The organism is Micromonospora sp. NBC_00617 (assembly GCF_045161355.1).
Taxonomy (GTDB): Bacteria; Actinomycetota; Actinomycetes; order Mycobacteriales; family Micromonosporaceae; genus Micromonospora.
On the sequence record NZ_CP107751.1, the window covers coordinates 4166326 to 4191581 of the forward strand.

Genomic DNA, 25256 nt, shown 5'->3' on the forward strand with positions numbered 1-25256 from the left:
CGCCGTCGCGACGTCAGGCGAACCAGGTCATCGCCTGGCCGTGCCCCCGGGCCCAGGCCAGCGGCTTGCCGTCGAGCGCGAGGACGTTGTGCAGCGCCGCGTCCGGCGAGTCGGGCAGGCCGTCGTAGGGCAACACCTCCGGTGCCTCGTTGGCGATCCAGCGCCCCGGCAGCTCACGCACCAGCCGGACGAACGCCTCCCGACGGGCGACGGGCACCTGGTAGAGCACCGAGGTGTGGAAGACGACGAGCGTCGCGCCGGCCGGCGCCCGCGCGGCCAGCGCCGGCAGGTCGTCCACCAGGTCGCCGCGGACCAGCACCGGCGGGTCGGCCGCAGCGACCGCCGCCGCCGCGTGCAGGCGGGCACGTCGGTGGGCGTGCTCCGGCCAGATCAGGGCGTCCAACCAGGACACGTCGTCCGCGTCGGTCACGTCGAGCGGGTTCAGGTCCAGGCCGGCCCGCCACACCACCTGGGGTACGCGCTCAGGCGGCACGAATCCGCTGGCCGCGCACTCCAGGACCGGCGTGCCTTCGCCGACCTCGTGCTCGCCGTAGCGGTAGGCGTACCGGTCGGGGTAGAGGCAGAGCCCCGCGGACGCGCCTACCTCCAGCAGGGCGAGGGGCTGCGGCAGAGCGGCGAGCACGGGCAGCAGGACCGCGCACCGCCCGACCTCGTTCGTCTGGGTGGCCCTTCGTCGCAACTCCGTCTCGATGACCGGCCAGTGCGCCAGGACGTAGTCGTGGAACGCGGCCGGGTCGTCGACCGGGCCGCCCAGCCAGCGGACCACGCCGAACAGCAGATTCGGCTGCCGTTTCGCCGGCGGGAGGGTGTCGAGGAGGGCGAGCAGGTCGGGGTCGGCGGCCACCGCGTACGACAGCCGCTCGTACGTCGGCGACACGCCGTGTGCCTCGCGGCGAGCGAACTCGACGTACGCCTCGGCGGTTGTCATGCAGTCATCGTCGCAGCCCATCCCTCGGTAATTCAGCCCCCGTACGCGTGCGCTGACTCACCCGCCTCCTAGAGTGCTGCGGCGGCCGAATCGTTGAGCAGCAGCTCAGCGGGCCTGCGCAACGGGGAGGAGCGTTTCGCGCGGGGTAACGGCCCGGTGGCCGGGACGAGCGCATCGCCGCTCACGGCAGCTGGCCCGGCCGGTCGACGATGGCGACCCGCAGGAGGGCGGCAGCCGACTCCAGTGACTCCTTGCCGTTGCGTATCACCGAGTTGCGGGTGCCAAGGTAGACGTGGGAGTCCCGATCGAAGATGAGGTCCAGGTTTCCACCGATCACACCGGGCATCCGAATCGCCACCCCATGCCGACCGGCGGCGTCCACCACGTCGCCGGATATGACTACCGCACCGGGCTCCCGTGCCAGCACTTCGAACAGCGCCGCCAGCGCTCGGGGCGGCACGTACCCGTCGAGCATCGACCGCGCCGTGGTGTACGCCATGCTCTCGTCCCCGTAGACGGCCTCCTCGTCGGCCCCTTCGGGGAGATGCAGGTCGACCGGGTGTTCCCGAAGGTATCGAAGCAGCTCGTCCGGATCGGTGGGCAGGTCGCCGTGGTACGCGGGCGGCTGGAACGCGTCGAGCTCCTTCTCGGGATCGGCGACGTCGCCCATGCGGAGCACCCTCAGCTCGCCCCACCCGTTCGGATCGGTCTCCGGTCGATACCGTCCCTGCGTGTACGCGACCCCGCCGGCCGACTGCCACAGTTGGTTCCGGAGGGTCCGGTACGGGCCACTGGCCGGCATTTCCCGGATCGTCGCCAGGGTTTCCGTGAAGACGTACTGGTCGGGGCGGGCGGTGAGCTCCGGCTGCTGCCGGGCGGCGTCGGCCGCCAGGTGGAAGATCTCCGACGCGCTGGCCGTCGGCGGCGACTGGTCGCCCAGCCTCATGGTCTGAACCGCCAGACCACCGGCGGTCAGCGCGACTGCCAGCCCGACCGCTCCGGCGAGACGCCAACCGCGCAGAAACCGGGTACGGCGCCCGGCGGGACGGGCCGCCGACGCCAACTCGGCGCGTTGGGCGACGTGTGCGGTCAGGTCCCTGAGGAGTTGCTCGTCGAAACCCTGCGGCGACCGTTCGGTCTCGTTCATCGTCAGCTCCGTCTCATCTCAGGCGAGGGTGGTGACCGGGCGGGCGAGCACGGCGCGGACGAGGCGGCGGGCACGATGCAGGCGGACCCGAGCGGCGACCGGCGACATCCCGAGCGCTGTCGCCGCCTCCGCGACGGTGAGACCGTCCACGGCGACCAGTTCGACGAGCGTTCGGGTGCCCTCGGGTAGCTCGCTGAGCGCCCGGTGGGTGTGGCGGGCCGCCGACTCGGCGTCGATCCGCTCCTCGATGCGCGCGATGTCGTCGGGGCCGAGGTCCCGTCGTCCGGCCAGTCGGCCGGTCACCCGCAGTCGTTGGGCCGCCCGACGCCGCTCGTCGCCGATGACGTTGCGGGCCACCCCGTACAGCCAGCCGATCTGACTGCCCCGGTCCGGCCGGTAGCCGGCCGCCGACTCGATCACCGCCAGGAACACGTCGGCGGTCAGGTCGGCGGCGAGATGTGGGTCGTCGACCCGCCGCGCCACGAACCGGCCCACCGCCTCCAGGTGCCGCCGGTAGAAGACCTCGAACGCCACCGGATCGACTCCGATGCCGGAGATGTCGTCACCAGCGCGGCTGGTCTCATTCACGGGCCGTCCTCTCTCGCGCGTTCACACCTCTTCTTCGTTCGGCGGAGCACCGGTGTTACCGAACCCCGATTGAGCCCTCGTGCTGGCCCGGCCGGCCCCGTCGGCGGCACCAACCCCGACGAGCGACATACCTCAGAGTCATATCTATGACTCTGAGGTATGTCGGCGATCGGCGGCATGCCAAGGGTGCGGGTCTGCCTGGCGCTGACGGCGACGCCGCTGGTCCGGCTGGGCAGCCGCCCTGGTGATGCGGCGTTATCGGACCATCGGCGACTGGCGGCACGGGGATGGTCGAACCATCGGGGAGCCTCTCGCGGGCGTCGACCGCTTGGGCGCCTGCGTCGAGGGACCGCCATGACCACGACCAGCGAATCCGCCGAGCGCCACAGCCCATCCGGCACGGCCCGGCTCCTGCCGGGTGCACCGGTAGCCGAAGCCGTCCTGGCCGAGACCGCCGCCGCAGCCGCCCGCCTGCGCGACCGCGGGATCACACCGAGCCTCGCCACCATCGCCGCCGAACGCGCGAGCCAGTAGCCAAGCGGCGGGCGGGAACGCCGCGAGCGCGGCAGGTGATCCCTGCCGCGCTCGCGGGTGGTGCGGTGGTACGTCAGCTGCAGCCGCTGGTGGAGCCGCAGCCCTCGCAGACGTAGCAGCTACCGGCCGGGCGCATCTTCGTACCGCAGGTGAAGCAGAGCGGCGCGTCCGCGGCCTTGCCGATCACGGCCTCCAGCAGTTCGGTGCTGGAACCCACGCTCGGGGCCGGCTTGGCGGCGGCCACGTCGGCCATCTCCTGGGCCGGCTGGGCGACGACCTCCGGCTTGGCCGGGGCCTCGACCGGCGCCGACGACGCCATCGCGGTGAGCTCCGCTCCGGTGACGGCGGCGGCCTCCGCGTCGGCCTCGGCACGCAGCTGGGCGGCCCGCTCGCTGGCGGTGAAGATGCCCAGCTCGGCGCGGCGCTCGTAGGGCAGGAAGTCCAGTGCCAGGCGACGGAAGATGTAGTCCATCACCGAGGCCGCCATGCGCACGTCCGGGTCGTCGGTCATGCCGGCCGGCTCGAAGCGCATGTTGGTGAACTTGCTGACGAACGTCTCCAGCGGCACGCCGTACTGCAGGCCGATGCTGATGGCCACCGAGAAGGCGTCCATCACGCCGGCCAGGGTCGAGCCCTGCTTGGACATCTTGAGGAAGACCTCGCCGAGGCCGTCGTCCGGGTAGGACGACGCGGTGAGGTAGCCCTCGGCGCCGCCGACGGAGAAGCTGACCGTCTCGGAGGGGCGCTTCTTCGGCAGGCGCTTGCGCACCGGCCGGTACTCGATGACCTTCTCCACCGCGGTCGGCGCGGCGGCAGCGGTCTCGACGGCGGCCGGCGTGGTGGCCTTGTTGGACTTGGCCACCGAGAGCGGCTGGCCGACCTTGCAGTTGTCCCGGTAGATCGCCAGCGCCTTGAGGCCGAGCTTCCAGCCCTCGAAGTAGATCTTCTCGACGTCCTCGACGGTGGCCGCCTCCGGCATGTTGACCGTCTTGGAGATCGCGCCGGAGACGAACGGCTGGATCGCCGCCATCATCCGCACGTGGCCCATCGGGGCGATCGACCGCTCCCCCATGGCGCAGTCGAAGACCGCGTAGTGCTCCGGCTTGAGGCCGGGGGCATCGACCACGTGGCCGTGGTCGGCGATGTGCTCGACGATCGCCTCGACCTGCTCCTCGGGGTAGCCGAGGCTACGCAGGGCGCGCGGCACCGTCTGGTTGACGATCTGCATCGAGCCGCCGCCGACCAGCTTCTTGAACTTGACCAGCGCCAGGTCCGGCTCCACACCGGTCGTGTCGCAGTCCATCATGAAGCCGATCGTGCCGGTCGGGGCCAGGACGCTGGCCTGCGAGTTGCGCCAGCCGAACTTGTCACCGATCTTGTTGCCCTGGGTCCACTGCCTGGTCGCCTCGCGGACGATCGCGGTGGCCACCGGGCTGGTCGGCTTGATCTCGTCGTTGGCTGCGGCGTGCTTGCGCATGACCCGCTTGTGCGGCTCGGCGTTGCGCGCGTAACCGTCGTACGCGCCGACGACGCCGGCCAGCTCGGCCGAGCGGCGGTACGCCGTGCCGGTCATCAGCGAGGTGATCGCCGCGGCGACCGAGCGGCCCTGCTCCGAGTCGTACGGCTGGCCGGTGGCCATCAGCAGGGCGCCCAGGTTGGCGTAGCCGATGCCGAGCTGCCGGTAGGCGCGGGTGGTCTCACCGATCTTCTCGGTCGGGAAGTCGGCGAAGCAGATCGAGATGTCCATCGCGGTGATGACGAACTCGACGGACTTGACGAACTTCTCCACCTCGAAGCCGCCGTCGGCGCGCAGGAACTTCATCAGGTTGAGCGAGGCCAGGTTGCACGAGGAGTTGTCCAGGTGCAGGTACTCCGAGCACGGGTTCGACGCGGTGATCCGCCCGGTCTCCGGGCAGGTGTGCCAGTCGTTGATCGTGTCGTCGTACTGCAGGCCCGGGTCGGCGCACTCCCAGGCGGCCTGGGAGATCGTGCGGAACAGCTTCTTGGCGTCGACGGTGTCGATCACCGAGCCGTCCAGCCGCCCCCGCAGGTCGAAGCCGCCACCATTCTGCACGGCGGTCATGAACTCGTCCGAGACGCGGACCGAGTTGTTGGCATTCTGGTACTGCACGCTGACGATGTCGGAGCCGCCGAGATCCATGTCGAACCCGGCGTCGCGCAGCGCGCGGATCTTGTCCTCCTCGCGCGCCTTGGTCGCCACGAATTCCTCGATGTCCGGGTGGTCGACGTCGAGGATGACCATCTTGGCCGCGCGCCGGGTGGCGCCACCGGACTTGATGGTGCCTGCGGAGGCGTCCGCGCCGCGCATGAAGCTGACCGGACCGGAGGCGGTGCCCCCGGAGGAGAGCAGTTCCTTGGAGGAACGGATCCGGGAGAGGTTGACGCCGGCCCCCGAGCCGCCCTGGAAGATCCGCCCCTCCTCCTTGTACCAGTCGAGGATGGAGTCCATCGAGTCGTCGACGGAGAGGATGAAGCAGGCGCTGACCTGCTGCGGCGACGGCGTGCCGACGTTGAACCAGACCGGCGAGTTGAAGCTGAACACCTGGTGCAGCAGCATCCAGGTCAGCTCGTGGGCGAAGACCTCGGCGTCGTCCGGGCTGGCGAAGTAGCCGTACTCCTCGCCGGCGGTGCGGTAGGTGGTGACCACCCGGTCGATCAGCTGCTTGAGCGACCACTCCCGCTCCGGGGTCCCCACCGCGCCCCGGAAATACTTGGTGGTGACGATGTTCGCCGCGTTGACGCTCCACGACTCCGGGAACTCAACCCCACGCTGCTCGAAGTTGATCGAGCCGTCCCGCCAGTTCGTCATCACGACGTCGCGGCGCTCCCAGGACACCTCGTCGAACGGGTGGACCCCCTCCGTCGTCCACACCCGCTCGATCTTCAGCCCCGCGCCTGCCTTGTTCCGTGAACGGCTCGTTGTCACGCCGTCGCCCCCCTCGTCTGCGCGGTCACCCACCGCGCGTCCTGATCTTTCGAAAAACAGTGAAGTCAACTGGTACGGCCGGCGGCCTCAACCGCGTCGGCCCGGCCCTGCTCCCGGGCTCGCGCCACGGCCCGCAACGTCTCGATCTCGCGCTCGAAGTCGGCGAGCGAGTCGAAGGAGCGGTAGACGCTGGCGAACCGCAGGTAGGCGATCTCGTCCAGGTCGCGCAGCGGACCCAGGATCGCCAGGCCCACCTCGTGACTGGGGATCTCGGCGGCCCCCTTGGCCCGGACGGTCTCCTCCACCCGCTGCGCGAGCAGCGCGAGTGAGTCGTCGTCCACCGGCCGACCCTGGCACGCCTTGCGCACCCCGCCGATGATCTTCGTGCGGCTGAACGGCTCGGTCACCCCGCTGCGCTTGACGACCGCGAGGACCGCCTCCTCGACGGTGGTGAACCGTTTGCCGCACTCCGGACAGGAGCGCCGCCGCCGGATGAGCTGGCCGTCGTCGGCCTCCCGCGAGTCGACCACCCGAGAGTCGGCGTGCCGGCAGTACGGACACCGCATCGCCCAACCTCCAAAATCATGATCAACCGCGGACGCACCGGGCACTCCCGGACACGGCTCGCCACGACGGCGCCACCCTCGGGTGACGCCCGTCGTGATCAACGTTACGGGAGTGCGGTCGGTAGTCGAACCCAACCTGTAGGCAACTTACGCCCGTGTCACTACTACATCTAGGGGTTGACCGTATGTCGCTGGCGAACCCCGGTCAAGTTGGCCGGCGTGTCCGGCGCGTCACGGACCATCCGGTCATCCGCACCCCGCCACGTCACCGCAGAACCAACGCCGGGAACCCTCCCCGGTTACCGGCCGCACGGCCGGAACGCCCCGGAAAACAGCCGCCGATCGAACATCCGTGCTATCCGACGTACCATTTAGCAGAACATTCGTACGACCAGAGCCGTTTTTCACCCCGACACGCCGGTGAGACGTCGTACAGATGTTTGAAAATGACCGATCTCACCTATACGGTCATGAACAACGTGGCACCACCGCACGCACCACGAGCCGACGAGGCACCCACCGCCGACCAGGGAGGACGGACGTGACCGAGGACCGGGCCAGCCGGCCGAAGAGCCCGCAGCAGATCACCGAGGCGGGCCCGCCGGCCACCCGACGCCGCAGCGCCGCGCGCAGCCGGACGGGTCAGCCCGCCGTGCGCCCGGTCACCCCGGTGGTCAGCGCCTTCCCCGACCCGGCGACGGTCGACCTGACCGCCCGTCAGCGCCGCATCCTGGAGTTCATCCGCACCTGGGTCGAGCGGCACGGCTACCCGCCGAGCGTCCGGGAGATCGGCGAGGCGGTCGGCCTGGTGTCACCGTCGAGCGTCGCCTACCAACTCAAGGAGCTGGAGAAGAAGGGGTTCCTGCGCCGCGACCCCAACCGGCCCCGGGCGGTGGACGTCCGCGCCCCCAGCGAGGCCATCGACGACGAGTTGTCCCGCGCCCAACGGCCCACCCCGGCGTACGTGCCGATGCTCGGCCGCATCGCCGCCGGTGGGCCGATCCTCGCCGAGCAGGCGGTGGAGGACATCTTTCCCCTGCCCCGCGAGCTGGTCGGTGAGGGCGAGGTGTTCATGCTCCAGGTCAAGGGCGACTCGATGCTCGACGCGGCGATCTGCGACGGCGACTGGGTGGTCGTCCGGCAGCAGCCGACGGCCGACTCCGGCGAGATCGTGGCCGCCATGCTCGACGGCGAGGCGACCGTCAAGACCTACCGGCGACGCGACGGGCACGTCTGGCTGATGCCGCAGAACCCGGCCTTCGACCCGATCCCCGGCGACGACGCCACCATCATGGGCCGGGTCGTGGCGGTGCTCCGCCGAATCTGACCGGCCGGCGCGCGGGTGGGTGGCCCACCGCGCTCACCCGCGCCGCCGGACCGATAGCGCTGACCGGGTCAGTAGCGGTCGCCCCGATGGCCACGGCCGCCCCCGGGATACTGCCCGTACGGGTCGCCGGGCGCATCGCCGTCCCGCCGACGGCCGGGCCGCTGGCCCCGGTAGTCCGGCTCCTGTCCACCGCGCCGTGGCGGCTCCGCGCGACCGCCGCCGGGCTGGCCACCACCGCCGCCGTACACCCCGCCGCCCGGCCGGCCACCGGCGCCGCCGGGTCGACCTCCAGGGCCGCCGGCACGGCCGCCGCCGTAGACACCGCCCCCGACCGGAGCACCGCCCCCGCCGCCGGGGCGGGCAGGGCCGTAACCGCCACCCCCCTCACCGGCTGGGCGTGCGCCACCGCCACCGGCTGGGCGTGCACCGCCGCCGCCGTACACGGCACCGCCGGCAGGAGCGGGACCACCCCGGCCGGAATTACCGCCGTAGACGCCGCCACCGGCCGCCGCACCGCCGTACACGCCAGCGCCGGGACGGCGACCGCCGGGCGGGGCGTCCTCGTCCCGCGGTGCGCCGCGCCGATCGTCCCGGTCATCCGTCGAATCCGCGTCGTCGGCTGCGGGTGGCCGGCGGCGGGCCCGCAGGATGCCGACGATGCCGGCGCCGACGAGCAGCAGACCGAGCACGCCGACCGAGCCCACGAGGTAGGTGATGTCGTCGAAATCGAGCCCGTCGATCCAGGATTTCCCGGCGGCCGGCTTGCCACCCCCGGGAGCGGCCACGGGCGCCGCCACGCTGGTGGACGGCGTGTAGCTCAGGATGTCGACCGGCTCGTCCGCGGTGAGCTGACCGCCGTCGGAGACGGTGACGAAGGTTTTTCCGTCCGGGGTGTAGGAGATCGCCTCACCGAACGGATCGGCCAGTGGCGTCACCCGCGGCTTGCCGGTGGTGAGCGCACCGACGATGTCGCCGCCGGTCACGTCGTACTCGAAGGCGTCCGCGTACGTCCGGATGACGACGCGGGTGCCGTCCGGCGACTGGGCGGCCCCGGTGATCGCGAGCCGCCCGTAGACGCTGAGCGGGTTCTCGGTGGTGGTCTTCGGCAGCTTGATCTCGCCGACCTTCTTCATCGGCACCGGCGGGGTGTCGCCGTTCTTCAGCTTCGCCGTCGGGGTGAAAATCTCCGAGTTGCCGTTCGACACCTTGGTGATGATCAAGGGGAGACCGTCGGCCCCCACCAGCAACGCCTCGGCGTCGTGCGGCTTGTTCTCCGGATAGGAGAGCCGGTGCAGTACGGGCTGCTTCGTACCGTCGATCGGCATGGTCCAGACCGCGATCCGCGACCGCCGCTCCTTGTTGGTGGCGTTGTCGCCGATGTCACCGATCCAGAGAGTGTCGCCCTTCGGCGACACGGCAAGATCCTCGGTGTCGGACGGCCCCTGGCCCGAGTAGCGGACCGGCTCCTTGACGACCTTGCACTTGCTGTCGAGGAAGAAGATGCGCTTGCGCGCCTCAACCTCGGTGCCGTCGTTGATGACGATGTAGCCGGTCTTGGTCGCCACCAGCCCGGACAGCTCCCGCAGCCGCTCATCGGTGACCGAACAGCGCTTCTTGCCGGGGGAAACCCCGAGCGACTGGGGTGATCCGGGCGCGGGAGCGGCTACGGCGACTCCGGCCAGCGCCACGGTTGCCCCGAGCAGGCCGAGGACAACCGTGACCGAGGAAACAACGCGGCGCATTCGGCCAGTGTCGCATGCCGCGCGTTTCCGGTGGATGACGCCGGGGCCGCTCAGGGCCGGCTACCGACCGCCTGGCCCTCCCGCTGCACGGCGAACGGCGCCAGCTCGGCAGCGAGCGCCGCACTGACCCGCACGTGCAGCAGGGTGCCCTCCGGCAGGTGCGACGTGCTGAGCACCTCGCCGGTGCGGTGCACCCGGGACACCAGGTCACCCCGGTCGTACGGCAGCACGGCCCGGACCTCCACGGCGGGTTGCGGTAGCCGTTCCTCGATCGCCGCCCGCAGGGCGTCGATCCCCCGACCCGAGTACGCCGAGACGAAGATCGCCTCCGGCCAGAGTCGCTTGAGCCGCAGCAGCGCGTCCTCGTCGGCCGCGTCGGTCTTGTTGACCACCAGCAGCTCGGGCAGCCGGTCCGCGCCCACCTCGGCGAGCACCTCGTGCACCGCCCGCACCTGCTCCTCGGGATCCGGGTGGGTGCCGTCGACGACGTGCACCACCAGATCCGCCTCCGCGACCTCCTCCAGCGTCGAGCGGAACGCCTCGACGATCTGGTGCGGCAGGTGCCGGACGAATCCCACCGTGTCGGAGAGCGTGTAGAGCCGCCCGTCCGAGGTGGTGGTCTTGCGGGTGGTCGGGTCCAGCGTGGCGAAGAGCGCGTTCTCCACCAGCACGCCCGCCCCGGTCAGCCGGTTGAGCAGGCTGGACTTGCCGGCGTTGGTGTAGCCGGCGATGGCCACGGCGGGCACGGAGTTGCGGGTACGACGGGCGCGCTTGGTGACGCGTACGGTGCGCATGCTCTTGATCTCGCGACGCAGCCGGGAGATGCGGTGGCGGATGCGCCGCCGGTCGGTCTCCAGCTTGGTCTCCCCGGGACCACGCACACCCACGCCGCCGCCGGCGCCGCCACCCCGGCCGGAACCACCGGTCTGCCGGGAGAGCGTCTCACCCCAACCGCGCAGCCGGGGCAGCAGGTATTCCAGCTGCGCCAGCTCGACCTGCGCCTTGCCTTCCTTGCTCTTGGCGTGCTGGGCGAAGATGTCGAGGATCAGCGCCGTACGGTCGACGACCTTGACCTTGGTGCGCTGCTCCAGGTTGCGCAGCTGCGACGGGGACAACTCACCGTCGCAGATGACCGTGTCGGCGCCGGTGGAGAGCACCACCGCGCCCAGATCGTCGACCTTGCCGCGGCCGATGTACGTGGCCGGGTCGGGTCGCGTACGACGCTGGATCAGCCCTTCGAGCACCTGCGAGCCCGCGGTCTCGGCCAGCGCGGCCAGCTCGGTAAGCGAATTCTCCGCGTCGGTCACCGTGCCCTCGGTCCAGACCCCCACCAGGACGACCCGCTCCAGCCGCAGCTGGCGGTATTCCACCTCGGTGATGTCGGTGAGCTCGGTTGACAGGCCGGGGACGCGTCGCAGGGACTGTCGCTCCGACAGCTCCATCTCGCCGGTGGTGACGTCGTCGAGCTCGTCCTCGACGGGGACAAAGCTCTCCTGGTCTCGCAAGCGGTTCTCCTGTCCGAAATGATAAGTAGAACGCAATCCTGACATGCCTCAACGCCGAACGCACCTGCTATATGCCCACGGTGAAGGCCGCCAAAAGCGGGGGCGAATGCTGGTCGGCCGCGACAACCCGGTAGAAATGCGGGCGGCGGCCGACCGGCCGCACAGCCGTGACGGAGGGACCCCGTGGCCATCACCCGACTGCCGAGCGCCGGATTTTCGATCACCATCCGGATCGCCGTGACCGCGGACGCGTCCTCGATCGGCCGACTCACCACCTCCGTCGGCGAGGCCGGAGCGATCGTCACGGCGCTGGACGTGGTGGACTCGGACCCGACCAACGTGATCGTCGACCTGACCTGCGACACCGCCGACGCCGGTCACGCCGGCCAGGTGGTGCAGGCGCTGACCGCGCTCGACGGCGTGGACGTGCGCAAGGTGTCGGACCGGACGTTCCTGCTGCACCTCGGCGGCAAGATCGAAGTCACCTCGAAGGTCGCACTGCGCAACCGTGACGAGCTGTCCCGGGCGTACACCCCGGGGGTGGCCCGCGTCTGCATGGCGATCGCCGAGAACCCGGCGGACGCCCGGCGGCTGACGATCAAGCGCAACACGGTGGCGGTGGTCAGCGACGGCTCGGCGGTGCTCGGCCTGGGCAACCTGGGTCCGGCCGCGTCGCTGCCGGTGATGGAGGGCAAGGCCGCGCTGTTCAAGCGCTTCGGCGGCGTGGACGCCTGGCCGGTCGTGCTCGACACGCAGGACACCGACGAGATCGTGCAGATCGTCAAGGCGATCGCGCCCGCGTACGGCGGGATCAACCTGGAGGACATCGCCGCGCCGCGCTGCTTCGAGATCGAGGCCCGGCTGCGCGAGGCGCTGGACATCCCGGTCTTCCACGATGATCAGCACGGCACCGCGATCTGCGTGCTGGCCGCGTTGACCAACGCGCTGCGCGTCGTGGGCAAGCAGCTCGCGGACGTCCGGGTCGTCGTCTCCGGCGCCGGCGCGGCGGGCACCGCGATCATGAAGCTGCTGCTGCGCCAGGGCGTCGGCGACATCATCGCGTACGACCGCAAGGGCGCCCTGCACCGCGGGCTGAGCGACCTCAACCCGGCCTGGCAGTGGCTGGCGGAGAACACCAACAAGGAGAACTACTCCGGCGACCTGCCGGGCGCGATCCGGGGCGCCGACGTGTTCATCGGGGTCAGCGCGCCGAACCTGCTCTCCGGCGACGACATCGCCGGCATGGCGAAGGACGCCATCGTCTTCGCGCTGGCCAACCCGGACCCGGAGGTCGACCCGCGGGAGGCGCGCAGGTACGCCGCGGTGGTCGCCACCGGCCGCTCGGACCAGCCCAACCAGATCAACAACGTGCTCGCCTTCCCCGGCGTGTTCCGCGGGATGCTGGACGCGCACGCCGAGGAGTTCACCGAGGAGATGGCGATCGCGGCCGCCCAGGCCATCGCCGACGTCGTCGGTGAGGACAAGATCAACCCGACGGTGATCGTGCCAAGCGTCTTCGACGCGCGGGTCGCCCCGGCCGTCGCCGCCGCCGTCCGCGCCGCCGCGCACAACCCCAGCCCTCTCCCGGCAGCCGACCCCGGCCCCTCCGACCTCCCCGAGATCGCGGCCAACGCCAGCGCGACGCCCTGACGAGCAGCCCGGCGGTGTGACGCCGGGAGCAGGGGAGGCGGCCCTCGGCTGGGTCGTCTCCCCCGCTTTGCTCTGCTTCAACCCACGCAACGCCCGGTGTCCGATTATCGGACAGATGCCGTTGCGTGGGTTGAAGCAGAGCAAAGGACCAACACCGACCGGCGGCCAGCGGGCGCGCGGATCAACTTGGGCGCGCGGATCAGCCCGACGTCAGACGGCGGCGGGCAGGGTCGAGAGGTCGACCTCGCCGGTGGCCACCAGGACGGCGGGGCCGGACAGCCAGCACGAGTTCTCGGTGACCGTCACCGTCAGGCGGCCGCCGGGGACGTCGACGGCGACCACGCCGGTGTCCCGACCGGCATCGCGCAGGGCCACCGCACCCACCGCGCAGGCGCCGGTGCCGCAGGACAGGGTCTCGGCGCTGCCGCGCTCGTACACCCGCATCAGGGAGTGCGCGTCGGTGGCGTCGACCGGGTCGCCCGCCACGATGAACTCCACGTTCACCCCGGCCGGGAAGACCTCCGGATCGAATCCGGGCGCGACGGTCAGATCCAGCGCGGCCAGTTCCACGCCCGACGGCAGGACACAGACCAGGTGCGGGTTGCCGATGTCGACGGCGGTGCCGGGCAGGGTCAGACCGCCCAGGGTGGCGGTCGAGGCGTCGTACACCTGGGGGCGGCGCATCTCGACGGACACGGCGTCGCCCTCGACCAGCGCGCGCACGACGCCGGCCCGGGTGGCCACCGGCAGCGCCGCGCCGGCCGGCGTGGCCAGCTCGTTGTCCAGCAGGTAGCGCACGAAGACCCGCGCGCCGTTGCCGCACATCTCGGCGAACGAGCCGTCGGCGTTCCAGTAGTCCATGAACCACTCGGCCTCGCCGGCCAGCCCGGCGCCGTCCGGATGCTTGGCCGCGCGGACGACCCGCAGCACGCCGTCCGCGCCGATGCCCCGCCGCCGGTCGCAGAGCGCCGCGACCAACTCCGGGGTCAGGTCGAGCTGACCGTCCGGGTCGGGCAGGAGGACGAAGTCGTTGCCGGTGCCGTGGCCCTTGGTGAACTCCACGCCCCCATCATCGCGCAGCGGCCGGCACCAGACGCAGCGCGGCCCCGATCAGGTCCGGCGTCGCCGAGTCCAGCCACTGGATCCGCGGGTCGCGCCGGAACCAGGACCGCTGCCGGCGCACGAAGCGCCGGGTGGCCCGGACGGTCTCGTCGTGCGCCTGCGCCTCGGTCAACTCGCCGTCGAGCAGGCGGAGCACCTGCTGGTAGCCGAGCGCCCGGCTGGCCGTGCGTCCCTCGGCCAGCCCCCGACCCACCAGCTCGCGGGTCTCGGGCACCAGGCCGTCGGCCCACATCCGGTCCACCCGCAGCGCGATCCGCTCGTCCAGCAGCCCGGTGTCCAGGTCGACGCCGAGCTGCACGGACGGGTAGTACGGGGTCGGCTGCGGCAGCGACGCGACGAACGGCGCACCGGTCAGCTCGATCACCTCCAGGGCCCGCACGATCCGCCGGCCGTTGCCGGGCAGGATGCCCTCGGCGGCCACCGGGTCGGCGGCGCGCAGCCGCGCGTACAGCGGCGCGGGGCCGACCTCGGCCAACTCCCGTTCCAGCCGCTCGCGCAGCGCCGCGTCGGTGCCGGGGAACTCGAAGCGCTCCAGCACCGCCCGCACGTACAACCCCGAGCCACCCACCAGCAGCGGCACCCGGCCTCGGGACAGGATGTCGTCCACCGCCGTGCGGGCCAGCCGCTGATACTCCGCGACGCTGGCCGGCTCGGTGACCTCCCAGATGTCGAGCAGGTGGTGCGGCACCCCCTCCCGCTCGGCCGGGGTCAGCTTGGCGGTGCCGATGTCCATGCCCCGGTAGAGCTGCATCGAGTCGGCGTTGACCACCTCCCCGTCCAGCGCGTGCGCGAGCGCGATGCTCAACGCCGACTTGCCCGCCGCCGTCGGGCCGACCACCGCCACGACCGTGCCGGCCGGGACGGCCGCACCGCCGGTCACGCCCGCTCCCAGGACGCCACGAAGTAGGCCACGCCGTAGGGGGCCGAGTCGTGCAGCAACTCGCCGCGCCACCCGCCGCCGCTCGACCGGGCCGCCTCGGCGAGCACCTGCCACGACGCCCGGCCGGCGACCTTCAACTGCGCCGACAGACCCGCGTCCAGGTCGCGCAGGGCGTCCAGGTCCGCCTCGGCCAGGGCCGCGGCGACCCGCTTGTCGTACGGGAGGGAGCGCTGGTCGTCGTACCCGGGGGCCTTCTCCCCCCGGCAGGCCGACCCGTCGCCGAGCACCAGCAGCGCCACCCGGTCACCGGCCGCGGCGACCTGCTCGGCGAGCGCGGCCACCTCCACCGGCCCGGCGTCGGCGGTCACCGGCACGGCGGTCACGGCGGGGCGCTCGGCGTGCCGGGCCAGCAGCCACGCGCCGACCGTCAGGCTCAACGGCAGCACCGCGCCGCGGTCCGGCTGACCGGGGGCCAGGGGCACGTCCAGGTCGACGCCCCAGGGCTGGAGGGAACCGGTGGCCGGGGGGCGGATCGGGCCGGTCGACGGGCCGACGCCGAGCAGCACCACCGCATCCGGATCGGCTGCCAGCAGTCGGCGTACGGCGAGGTCACAGGCCGCGCGCAGGTCGTCCAGTTCGCTGGCGGCGGCACCGGCAACCTCGGGCACGAGCAGGGGCGGATGCGGGCAGACAGCGGCGGCGACCAGTGGCACCCGTTCACCGTAGCGGGAACGCCCGGTGCGTCTCCGCGCCGATCCGGTCAATCAGGCTCTAGGACACCGTATGGTCACGGTCGGCGATAGGCGCTCGACGGGGACCGGGTCGGACCTGTGACAATGCCGGAAGTAACTTGGCTGCGCCGTGGCGGCGACGGGGGATGGCTCCCTCGACGCCGGGAGAACGAGGATGGGCACATGAGCGACTGGACTGCCTTCGGACGGGTGGACGCGGACGGCACCGTTTACGTCAAGACCTCCGAGGGCGAGCGGGTGGTCGGATCCTGGCAGGCGGGAGCACCGGAGGAGGGTCTCGCACACTTCGCACGCCGCTTCGCCGACCTGGTCACCGAGGTGGACCTGACCGAAGCACGGCTCAACTCGGGCGCGGCGGACGCCGGGCACTCGTTGAGCACGATTCGGCGGATCCGCGCCACGCTGCCCGAGGCCCACGTGGTCGGCGACATCGACGCCCTGGCCACTCGGCTGGACAAGCTGGCGACCCTTGCCGAGGAGAAGGCCACCGAGGCGCGCGCCGCCCGGGACGCCGCCCGCGGGGAGGCCCTGGCCCGCAAGACCGCGCTGGTCGAGGAGGCCGAGAAGCTCGCCGCCGAGTCCACCGGCTGGAAGACGGCCGGTGACCGGCTCAAGGAGATCCTCGACGAGTGGAAGACCATTCGCGGGGTCGACAAGAAGGCCGACGGTGAGCTGTGGAAGCGGTTCGCCGCCGCACGGGACGGCTTCACCCGGCGTCGGGGCGCCCACTTCGCCTCGCTGGACGCGACGCGCAAGCAGGCGCAGACCGTCAAGGAAGAGCTGGTCGCCGAGGCCGAGAAGATCAAGGACTCCACCGAGTGGGCGGCCACGGCCAACCAGCTCAAGGAGCTGATGACGCAGTGGAAGGCCGCCCCGCGTGCCTCCAAGGAGGCCGAGCAGAAGCTCTGGGAACGGTTCCGGGCCGCGCAGGACGCCTTCTTCAGCCGGCGCAGCGAGGTCTTCTCCGCTCGGGACAACGAGCAGCGCGGCAACCTGGAGCGTAAGCAGGCCCTACTGGCCGAGGCCGAGGCCCTGGACATCGACGCTGACCCGAAGGGCGCCCAGGCCAAGCTGCGGGAGATCCAGGCCCAGTGGCACGAGGCCGGCCGGGTGCCCCGCGAGGCGGCCGCCGGGCTGGAGCGCCGGCTGCGTGTCATCGACGACAAGGTCCGCGACGTGATGGACTCGGCGTGGCGCCGCACCACCAAGGAGGACAACCCGCTGCTCGCCCAGATGAGGGCTCAGGTGGCGGAGGCCGAGGAGCGGCTGGCCCGGGCGCAGAGCGCCGGGGACGCCCGCCGGATCTCCGAGGCCGAGCAGGCCCTCGCCTCCAAGCGGCAGTTCCTCCAGCTCGCCGAGCAGGCCGGCTGACCTGACGCTGTCCGAGAGCCCCCGGTCCCCGCACGGGGCCGGGGGCTCTCGCGTGTCCGCGATGACACGCCGACACGGGCGGGGCCGCGGGGCGCGCAGTTGACGCATTGAGGCGGGCTGATGAGAATGGGCGACGGAGCCAGGTAGGGCCACCGGGACGAGGGCGACGACGGCGGGGCTCCGCTGTCGAGGATCGGCCGGTGAGCGTTCGCGAGTGTCCCCGTCCGCGTGACATGGACCGTCGCGCACTGTCCGCGTACCCCCGAAGGGGCCGTGACGTGCCGACGGCAGCTCGCCCGCGCGGCCCATGGCCGACGCCGGGCCTGTGAAGTGGAGCACGAATGTTCCGTCCCAAAGCTCTCGGCGGTGCGCTGACCGCGCTCGCCACCGTCGCGGCCGGCGTGTTCATCGCCGCCGCCGTCAGCACCACCCCGGCCTCCGCCGCGGGCACCGGCACCGGTTATCTGCACACGAACGGCAGTCAGATCGTGGACAGCACCGGCGCCACGGTCCGGTTGACCGGCATCAACTGGTTCGGCATGGAGACCGACAACAAGACCTTCCACGGGCTCTGGTCGAGCAATCCGTGGCGGGGGCAGCTCGACACGATGGCCCGGCTGGGCTACAACACGTTGCGGGTGCCGTACTCGAACGACGCGTTGAAGCCGGGCGCGACCGCCACCGGGATCAACGATTTCGTCAACCCGGACCTGATCGGGCTCTCGCCGTTGCAGATCCTGGACAAGGTGATCGGCTACGCCGGCAGCAAGGGGATGCGGATCATCCTGGACCGGCACCGGCCGACGTCGGCCGGGCAGTCGCCGCTGTGGTACACGTCGACGGTCTCCGAGGCGACCTGGATCAACGACTGGAAGATGCTCGCCCAGCGGTACGCGGGCAATCCCACCGTGATCGGCGCGGACCTGCACAACGAGCCGCACGCCGAGGGCACCAACCCGGCGGCCACCGGCGCGTGCTGGGGCTGCGGTGACACCGCGCGGGACTGGCGGCTCGCCGCCGAGCGGGCCGGCAACGCCATCCTCGGTGTCCAGCCCAACTGGTTGATCTTCGTAGAGGGGGTGAGCTGCCCCAGCGGTGGCCTCTCCAACGTGTGGGACAACGACCCGAGCAACGACGAGGACTGCGGCTGGTGGGGCGGCAACCTGTCGAAGGCCGGCCAGTTCCCGGTACGGCTGAACGTGGCCAACCGGCTGGTCTACTCGCCGCACGAGTACGCCACGTCGGTCTACCGGCAGACCTGGTTCGACGCCCCCGACTACCCGGCGAACATGCCGGCCATCTGGGACAAGTACTTCGGTTACCTCTACAAGCAGAACATCGCCCCGATCATGATGGGTGAGTTCGGCAGCACGCTCGCCGACCCGAAGGACCGGGTGTGGCTGGAGAAGTTGATGGCGTACACCGGCACCGGGGTGACCGGGATGTCCTTCACCTACTGGTCGTGGAACCCCAACTCGGGTGACACCGGCGGCATCGCGCTGGACGACTGGACGAACATCAACACCACCAAGCAGGCGATCCTCCAGCCGTACCTGATCGCGCCGTCCGGTGGCGGACCCACCGGCGGACCCACCGGCGGACCCACCGGCGGGCCGACGAGCGCGCCCCCGGGCGCCTGCACGGCCACCTACCGGCAGGTCAACGCCTGGCAGGGCGGCTTCCAGGGTGAATTGACCGTCAAGAACACCGGTACGGCCGCGGTCAATCCGTGGTCCGTCACCTGGAGTTGGCCGTCCGGCGTGACGCTGGGCAGTGGCTGGAACGCCACCGTCACCCAGTCGGGCACGACGGTCACCGCTGCCGCGCCCAGTCACGCGCTGTCCCTGGCGGCGGGGGCCTCGGTCACCGTGGGCTTCACCGCCAACGGCACGGCCAGCGCCCCGGCGACCGTGAAGCTCAACGGCGCCAGCTGCTGAGTCGCGAGGGTGGCCGGCGCCCACGTCGTGGGCGTCGGCCACCCCGGGCATTTACATCCAAGGGCTTCTATGTTCTTATCGGGAAAGCGCTTGCCTCCGCAGTGGCGGGCGCAAGCGCGGGAGCCGCTTTCACCGAACTGCACCGGCGGGCCCGAGACCTGTGGGTCCCGGCCTACCTCGCCGCCCACGGGCATGGGCGTCGCGACGGTCCGTCCGCCTCATCGAGAGGAAGCAGCATGCGCACAACACAGCGTCGGATGACGCTGCTCGCCACCACCGCCGCCGCCAGCGCAGCCCTGGTCACCGGCGGGCTCCTGACCGCCGTCTCGGCCCAGGCGGCCGCCGGCTGCCGGGTCGCCTACTCGGTCGCCAGCCAGTGGCCGGGCGGGTTCACCGGCAACGTCACGGTCACCAACCTCGGCGACCCGGTCTCCGGGTGGACGCTGCGCTGGTCGTACGGGGCCGGCCAGCAGGTCAGCCAGGCGTGGGGCGCCACCGTCACACAGAGCGGCAGTCAGGTCTCCGCCACCAACGTCGACTACAACGGCAACCTGGTCACCAACGGCAGCACCTCGTTCGGCTTCAACGCGAGCTGGAACTCCAGCAACCCGGACCCGACCAGTTTCACCCTGAACAACGTCGCCTGCACCGGCGGCACCACCACGCCGACCACACCGGGCACCCCGGGCACACCGAGCACGCCGCCGACCACCCCGCCGATCCCCAGCGATCCCCCACCGAGCGTCCCGCCGCAGACGGGCCTGGTCGGCTGGGCCACCCAGAACGGCGGCACCACCGGCGGTGGCGGCGCCCCGGCCACCACCGTCTCCACCGCCTCGGCGCTGACCAGCGCCCTGAACGCCACGGGCTCCGCCGTCATCCGCGTCTCCGGCACCATCTCCTGCTCGGGAATGCTGCGGGTCCGGTCGAACAAGACCATCCTCGGCAACTCCGGCGCGACCATCGTCGGCTGTGGACTCAACGTCAGCGGTGACCGCAACGTCATCATCCGGAACCTGACCTTCCGGGACTGGAACGACGACGCGATCAACGTGCAGGAGTCGGCCACCAACATCTGGATCGACCACAACACCTTCAGCAACGGGTACGACGGCGCGGTCGACATCAAGCGCGGGTCGGACTTCGTCACCGTGTCGTGGAACCGGGTCTTCAACCACGACAAGACCATGCTGCTCGGCCACAGCGACGACAACGGCGCCCAGGACACCGGCCACCTGCGGGTGACCTACCACCACAACTGGTTCGACGGCAGCAAGCAGCGCAACCCGCGGGTGCGCTTCGGCAACCCGGTGCACGTCTACAACAACTACTACCGGGCCAACACCGGCTACGGCGTGGCCTCCACCGAGAACGCCGGCGTGCTCGTCGAGGGCAACTACTTCGAGAACGTCCCCGACACGTACCACCTCGGTGAGGCTGACTCCGGGCCGGGCCGCCTGGTGGCCCGCAACAACCACTTCGTCAACTCGCCGGCCGGGCAGACCGGCGGCAGCGTCGCCAGCATCCCGTACTCGTACCAACTGGACACGGCGAGCAACGTCAAGTCCATCGTGACGGCCGGCGCCGGCGCCGGCCGCATCACGGTCTGACCGTGGGCCGGTCGGGGTCCGCCGTGGCGGCGGGCCCCGGCCGGGGTCAGTGCGCGGCGCAGCCGCCGGTGGGCGCGGGTGCGACCGCCGGGGCGCCGATCGTGGGCAGACCCAACAACACCCCGGGGGTACGCGGGGAGCGCCCCGCCTCGGCGGCGTCGCCGGCTCGCGTCCGCCGGTGCGACAGCGGCGCCCCGTCGGCGTTGAGGTGATGCGGCGCGGCGTACGTGACGGTGGTGTGCACGATGTCGCCGGGCCGGATCGACCCGGCGAAACTGCCGGCGTCGAAGTGGACGAGCCGGCCATCGCGGGCCCGACCGGAGAGCCGCCCGGTCCGCTCATCCTTGCGGCCCTCGCCGACCGCGACCAGCACCTCGACCGGCTTCCCCACCAGACGCTTGTTCTCCGCCCAGGAGATCTCCTCGACGGCCGCGACCAGCCGCTCGTACCGCTCCTGCACGACCTGCTTGGGCAACTGGCCGTCCATTGTCGCGGCGGGAGTGCCGGGGCGCTTCGAGTACTGGAAGGTGAAGGCCGAGGAGAACCGGGCCTCGCGCACCACGTCCAGGGTGCGCTGGAAGTCGGCCTCCGTCTCGCCGGGGAAGCCGACGATGATGTCGGTGGTGATCGCCGCGTCCGGCATCGCCGAGCGGACCTTCTCGATGATCCCCAGGTAACGCTCGGAGCGGTACGACCTGCGCATCGCCTTCAGCACGTCGTCGGAGCCGGACTGCAACGGCATGTGCAGCGAGTGGCAGACGTTCGGCGTCTCGGCCATCGCGGCGATCACGTCGTCGGTGAAGTCCTTCGGGTGCGGGCTGGTGAACCGGACCCGCTCCAGGCCGTCGATCTCACCGGTCGCGCGCAGCAGCTTGCCGAACGCGTACCGGTCACCGAACTCGACGCCGTAGGAGTTGACGTTCTGCCCGAGCAGGGTCACCTCCAGCACGCCCTCGTCGACCAGGGCGCGCACCTCGGAGAGGATGTCGCCGGGACGGCGGTCCTTCTCCTTGCCGCGCAGAGCGGGCACGATGCAGAACGTGCAGGCGTTGTTGCAGCCCACCGAGATCGAGACCCAGCCGGCGTACGTGGACTCGCGGCGGGTTGGCAGCGTGGACGGGAAGACGTCCAGCGACTCCAGGATCTCCACCTCGGCGGCGGCGTTGTGCCGGGCCCGTTCCAGCAGCACCGGCAGGGCACCGATGTTGTGCGTGCCGAAGACGACGTCCACCCAGGGCGCCCTGCGGACGATCTCGCCGCGGTCCTTCTGCGCCAGGCAGCCACCGACGGCGATCTGCATCCCCGGGTGCTTGTCCTTCACGGGGCGCAGATGACCGAGGTTGCCGTAGAGACGGTTGTCGGCGTTCTCCCGCACCGCGCAGGTGTTGAAGACGACGATGTCCGGGGTGTCGTCGGCCTGGGGCGCGCGCACGTAGCCGGCCTGTTCGAGCAGGCCGGAGATGCGCTCGGAGTCGTGCACGTTCATCTGGCAGCCATAGGTGCGCACCTGGTAGGTGCGCGGGCTGCCCGCCGCTGCGGTAGTCATGACCAGGACAGCGTATCCGGGTCGACCGGATCACCCCGAACCGAGGAGGACCCGACATGTGCCGAAGCATCAAGACGTTGCGGGAGCCGTTCACCCCGCAGGTGACCGACGCGGACATCGAGGCGGCGGCGTTGCAGTACGTCCGGAAGATTTCGGGCTTCCGGGCGCCCGCCGCGCACAACGCCGCCGCGTTCGAGGCCGCGGTGGCCGCCGTGACGGAGGCCACCCGCACCCTGCTCGACCAGCTGGTCGTGCGGGGTGGCGGGTCGGGCGCCGCCGAGCAGCCGGCCACCGTCGCCACCGGGCGCGGCTGACCTCTTCGGCACACCGACACCGGCCCGGCCCGGCTCGGCATCTGCCCGGCCCGGCCCGGCTCGGCTCGGCACCGGCTCGGCTGGGTGCCGCGTCAGGCCGCGGCGAGCACCGGCGCGACGGTGTCGGGTGCCCAGCGCGAGCGGTGACACTGCGACCAGCCTCGGCAACCCGGATCACCCAGCGTGCACAGCCGGTGCCGGCTGAGCACCTCGCCGTCGTCGGTGTCCCGGACGTCGAAGTGCACCGGGCGGACCGTCCCGTCCGGTGCGACGAGCAGGTGCCGGCCGGCGTCGAGCGTGTCATCGCGCAGCAGGCAGTTGCGGCCCAGCAGCCGGGCCAGCGCGGCGATGCTGGCGTGCTCGGAGAGCCGGTCGGGCACCCCGTAGCAGTCGACCACCGTCGAGAACTCGCCCGGCGCCTGCCAGACGTCACACACCACCGCGTACGCCGGCAGTCGGGCCGGATCCGCCACTGCCAGCGGCATCACCACCCGACCGAGCGCCTCGGCCAGCGCCGGGTAGACCTCCACGGGTCGTACCCGATCGATTCTCCAGTTCCACAGCTCGGTCATTCCGCCTCCTCGCTGCGTTCGTCCCACCGGCCTCCGGATCGGGCCTTACTGACGATGGTGGGGGGCATATGACCCCAGCCGGGGGCAAGTTACCGGTCTGTGACCATTCCGGGCAAAATTTCCCTGAGCGGCATTGCTCGGAGTAGCGGGAAGGTGACAGTTTATCGGCTATCGTGCGCCAGCCGAACCACCGGGACCGCGTGTCCCGACGCCGCCCCGGGCCACCCCGCGGCGCCGGTCAGCGCAGGACGACCAGGTGCTCCCCGCGGGGCAGCAACTCGCCCACCACCGGCGCGCCCGGCAGCTCACCGGCGACCAGCAGGCCGCCGGACGTCTGCGCGTCGGCCAACAGCAACCGCTCACCCTCGTCCGCCGCGCCGAAATCCGTCCAGGGGGTGACCCACTCCAGGTTGCGACGGCTGCCGCCACTGACATACCCGTCGCGCAGCGCCTCCCGGGCACCGGCCAGGTACGGCACCCGGGCGGCGTCGATGGCCACCGTGAGCCGACTGGCACGGGCCAGCTTCGAGGCGTGCCCGAGCAGGCCGAAACCGGTCACGTCGGTGCCGCACCGGATGCCGGCGGCGACCGCCGCGCGCGCGGCGTCCCGGTTGAGCGCGCTCATCGAGGCGACCGCCTCCGGGAAGCTCTCACCGGTGGCCTTGTGCCGGGTGTTGAGCACGCCCACCCCGAGCGGCTTGGTCAGCGACAGCGGCACCCCGGCGCGGCCGGCGTCCAGAGTGATCAGTTCCTCCGGGCGGACGGTGCCGGTGACCGCGAGACCGTACTTCGGGCCGTCGTCGTCCACGCTGTGCCCACCGGCCAGGTGACAACCCGCCTCCCGGGCCACGTCCTGACCGCCGCGCAGCACCTCGCGCGCCAACTCCAGCGGCAGCACGTCGCGCGGCCAGCAGAGCAGGTTGAGCGCCACCAGCGGGGTGCCACCCATCGCGTACACGTCGGACAACGCGTTGGCCGCGGCGATGCGCCCCCAGTCGTACGCGTCGTCGACGACCGGAGTGAAGAAGTCCGCGGTGCTGACCAGGCCCGTCCGCTCGTCCAGGCGGACCACCGCGGCGTCGTCGCCGTGGTCCAGGCCGACCAGCAGCTCCGCGGTGCCGGTGGCCGGGCCGAGACCGGCCACCATCACCTCCAGCTCGCCCGGCGGGATCTTGCAGGCGCAGCCACCGCCGCGCGCGTAACGGGTCAGCCGTACCGGTTCCGTCATCCCCCCATGATCCCGACAAGCCCGTGCCGACGCCAGCAATGCGGCCCGCACGGTGACCGGAATCGGACCCGTCGCGACGAACGTGACCGGTGTTACCGCTCCGTGACCCGCCAGGTTGCGTTCCGCCACATCACGCCGCCTAAAGTGACCGCACCGGGGGTCAACCGACCCCGATCCGGGGAGACGACAGGGACGGTGGACGACGTGACAACGGGCGAACCGCTCATCGTGCTGGACGCGGTCAACAAGTGGTTCGGGCCGCTGCACGTGCTGGACGACGTCTCGCTGTCGGTGGGTCGGGGCGAGGTGGTCGTGGTGATCGGCCCGTCGGGCTCCGGCAAGTCGACGCTGTGCCGCGCCATCAACCGACTGGAACCGATCAGCTCCGGCACCATCACCTTCGACGGCCAGCCGCTGCCCGCCGAGGGCAAGCCCCTCGCGAAGCTGCGCAGCGAGGTGGGCATGGTCTTCCAGTCCTTCAACCTCTTCGCGCACAAGACCATCCTGGAGAACGTCACCCTCGGCCCGATCAAGGTCCGCAAGGAGAAGCCGGCCGCCGCCCGCGAGCGCGGCCTGGCCCTGCTCGACCGGGTCGGCATCGCCAACCAGGCGGACAAGTTCCCCGCCCAGCTCTCCGGCGGTCAGCAGCAGCGGGCAGCGATCGCCCGCGCCCTGGCCATGCAGCCCAAGGCGATGCTGTTCGACGAGCCGACCAGCGCCCTGGACCCGGAGATGGTCGGCGAGGTGCTCGACGTGATGACCTCGCTGGCCAGCGAGGGCATGACGATGGTCGTGGTCACCCACGAGATGGGCTTCGCCCGGCACGCCGCCAACCGGGTCATCTTCATGGCCGACGGCAAGCTCGTCGAGGACGCCTCCCCGGCGGAGTTCTTCGCCAACCCGCGCAGCGAGCGGGCCAAGGACTTCCTCTCCAAGATCCTCACGCACTAGGCGTCCGTAGTGGAGCGT

General features: G+C 71.4%; 21 protein-coding genes. 8 read left to right on the forward strand and 13 right to left on the reverse strand.

All coding sequences use genetic code 11. The features are described 5' to 3' along the window. Positions 1 to 13: 13 nt before the first annotated feature. The 3 genes from OG505_RS19075 to OG505_RS19085 all read right to left on the reverse strand — a co-directional run bounded on the left by OG505_RS19075 (position 14) and on the right by OG505_RS19085 (position 2684). The gene (locus tag OG505_RS19075) at positions 14 to 949 is read right to left on the reverse strand and encodes a DUF2332 domain-containing protein (protein WP_405426212.1); all 936 of its coding nucleotides are present in this window, start codon (positions 947 to 949) and stop codon (positions 14 to 16) included. Between the two features lie 181 nt (positions 950 to 1130). Then, positions 1131 to 2096, reverse strand: a complete 966-nt coding sequence (locus tag OG505_RS19080; RefSeq protein ID WP_405426214.1) for a CU044_5270 family protein — start codon at positions 2094 to 2096, stop codon at positions 1131 to 1133. An 18-nt stretch (positions 2097 to 2114) separates the two neighbouring features. Continuing rightward, positions 2115 to 2684 carry an RNA polymerase sigma factor gene (locus tag OG505_RS19085; RefSeq protein WP_405426216.1) on the reverse strand — a complete coding sequence of 190 codons (570 nt, stop codon included), beginning with the start codon at positions 2682 to 2684 and terminating at the stop codon, positions 2115 to 2117. Between the two features lie 354 nt (positions 2685 to 3038). On the opposite strand from OG505_RS19085, the gene OG505_RS19090 reads away from it, so the two are divergent. Beyond that, positions 3039 to 3218, forward strand: a complete 180-nt coding sequence (locus OG505_RS19090; protein WP_405426217.1) for a hypothetical protein — start codon at positions 3039 to 3041, stop codon at positions 3216 to 3218. 73 nt (positions 3219 to 3291) lie between these two features. Here OG505_RS19090 and OG505_RS19095 read toward each other — a convergent pair whose 3' ends face one another. After that, positions 3292 to 6198 (reverse strand): vitamin B12-dependent ribonucleotide reductase, encoded by a 2907-nt coding sequence (locus tag OG505_RS19095; protein ID WP_405426219.1) that lies wholly within the window; start codon positions 6196 to 6198, stop codon positions 3292 to 3294. Positions 6199 to 6230: 32 nt separating this feature from the next. Continuing rightward, on the reverse strand, positions 6231 to 6731 hold the full coding sequence (nrdR, locus tag OG505_RS19100; protein ID WP_234587987.1) for a transcriptional regulator NrdR: 501 nt from the start codon (positions 6729 to 6731) through the stop codon (positions 6231 to 6233). Positions 6732 to 7272: 541 nt separating this feature from the next. Between nrdR and lexA the strand changes: the two genes are divergently transcribed. Next, positions 7273 to 8058, forward strand: a complete 786-nt coding sequence (gene lexA / locus OG505_RS19105) for a transcriptional repressor LexA (RefSeq protein ID WP_091400540.1) — start codon at positions 7273 to 7275, stop codon at positions 8056 to 8058. Between the two features lie 68 nt (positions 8059 to 8126). Here lexA and OG505_RS19110 read toward each other — a convergent pair whose 3' ends face one another. Further along, positions 8127 to 9800 (reverse strand): hypothetical protein, encoded by a 1674-nt coding sequence (locus OG505_RS19110; protein WP_405426221.1) that lies wholly within the window; start codon positions 9798 to 9800, stop codon positions 8127 to 8129. Positions 9801 to 9850: 50 nt separating this feature from the next. Then, a complete protein-coding gene (gene hflX / locus OG505_RS19115) occupies positions 9851 to 11305 on the reverse strand; it encodes a GTPase HflX (RefSeq protein WP_405426222.1) in 1455 nt (484 codons plus the stop codon). Between the two features lie 183 nt (positions 11306 to 11488). On the opposite strand from hflX, the gene OG505_RS19120 reads away from it, so the two are divergent. Then, entirely contained in the window at positions 11489 to 12955 is a 1467-nt protein-coding gene (locus OG505_RS19120) for an NAD-dependent malic enzyme (protein ID WP_405426224.1), read from the forward strand. Positions 12956 to 13165: 210 nt separating this feature from the next. Here the strand turns inward: OG505_RS19120 and dapF are convergent, their stop codons facing one another. Genes dapF through OG505_RS19135 form a run of 3 tightly spaced genes read right to left on the reverse strand, consistent with a single transcriptional unit; the run spans position 13166 to position 15670 of the window. Beyond that, on the reverse strand, positions 13166 to 14017 hold the full coding sequence (dapF, locus tag OG505_RS19125; RefSeq protein WP_405426225.1) for a diaminopimelate epimerase: 852 nt from the start codon (positions 14015 to 14017) through the stop codon (positions 13166 to 13168). Between the two features lie 7 nt (positions 14018 to 14024). Continuing rightward, positions 14025 to 14969, reverse strand: coding sequence for a tRNA (adenosine(37)-N6)-dimethylallyltransferase MiaA (gene miaA / locus OG505_RS19130; protein ID WP_405434591.1), 945 nt, complete (start codon positions 14967 to 14969; stop codon positions 14025 to 14027). Further along, positions 14954 to 15670, reverse strand: coding sequence for a class III extradiol dioxygenase subunit B-like domain-containing protein (locus OG505_RS19135; protein WP_405426227.1), 717 nt, complete (start codon positions 15668 to 15670; stop codon positions 14954 to 14956). The genes miaA and OG505_RS19135 overlap by 16 nt, the downstream gene beginning before the upstream one ends. A gap of 201 nt (positions 15671 to 15871) precedes the next feature. Here OG505_RS19135 and OG505_RS19140 point away from each other — a divergent pair, with 201 nt between their 5' ends. The 3 genes from OG505_RS19140 (at position 15872) to OG505_RS19150 (ending at position 20627) form a co-directional block, all read left to right on the forward strand. Then, on the forward strand, positions 15872 to 17080 hold the full coding sequence (locus tag OG505_RS19140) for a DUF349 domain-containing protein (RefSeq protein WP_405426228.1): 1209 nt from the start codon (positions 15872 to 15874) through the stop codon (positions 17078 to 17080). Positions 17081 to 17421: 341 nt separating this feature from the next. Further along, positions 17422 to 19017: a cellulase family glycosylhydrolase gene (locus OG505_RS19145; protein ID WP_405426230.1), complete on the forward strand. Its 1596-nt coding sequence runs from the start codon at positions 17422 to 17424 to the stop codon at positions 19015 to 19017. Between the two features lie 236 nt (positions 19018 to 19253). After that, positions 19254 to 20627, forward strand: a complete 1374-nt coding sequence (locus OG505_RS19150) for a cellulose binding domain-containing protein (RefSeq protein ID WP_405426232.1) — start codon at positions 19254 to 19256, stop codon at positions 20625 to 20627. 46 nt (positions 20628 to 20673) lie between these two features. Here OG505_RS19150 and miaB read toward each other — a convergent pair whose 3' ends face one another. Then, complete coding sequence (miaB, locus tag OG505_RS19155; RefSeq protein WP_405426234.1) at positions 20674 to 22173, reverse strand: tRNA (N6-isopentenyl adenosine(37)-C2)-methylthiotransferase MiaB; 1500 nt, start codon at positions 22171 to 22173, stop codon at positions 20674 to 20676. Between the two features lie 56 nt (positions 22174 to 22229). Between miaB and OG505_RS19160 the strand changes: the two genes are divergently transcribed. Next, positions 22230 to 22487, forward strand: coding sequence for a DUF2277 family protein (locus OG505_RS19160; RefSeq protein ID WP_405426236.1), 258 nt, complete (start codon positions 22230 to 22232; stop codon positions 22485 to 22487). A gap of 92 nt (positions 22488 to 22579) precedes the next feature. On the opposite strand, the gene OG505_RS19165 is transcribed toward OG505_RS19160, so the two are convergent. Continuing rightward, positions 22580 to 23059, reverse strand: coding sequence for a hypothetical protein (locus OG505_RS19165; RefSeq protein ID WP_234590785.1), 480 nt, complete (start codon positions 23057 to 23059; stop codon positions 22580 to 22582). 238 nt (positions 23060 to 23297) lie between these two features. Then, positions 23298 to 24287: a selenide, water dikinase SelD gene (gene selD / locus OG505_RS19170; protein ID WP_405426238.1), complete on the reverse strand. Its 990-nt coding sequence runs from the start codon at positions 24285 to 24287 to the stop codon at positions 23298 to 23300. A 195-nt stretch (positions 24288 to 24482) separates the two neighbouring features. Between selD and OG505_RS19175 the strand changes: the two genes are divergently transcribed. Continuing rightward, entirely contained in the window at positions 24483 to 25238 is a 756-nt protein-coding gene (locus OG505_RS19175; protein WP_405426240.1) for an amino acid ABC transporter ATP-binding protein, read from the forward strand. Positions 25239 to 25256: the final 18 nt, after the last annotated feature.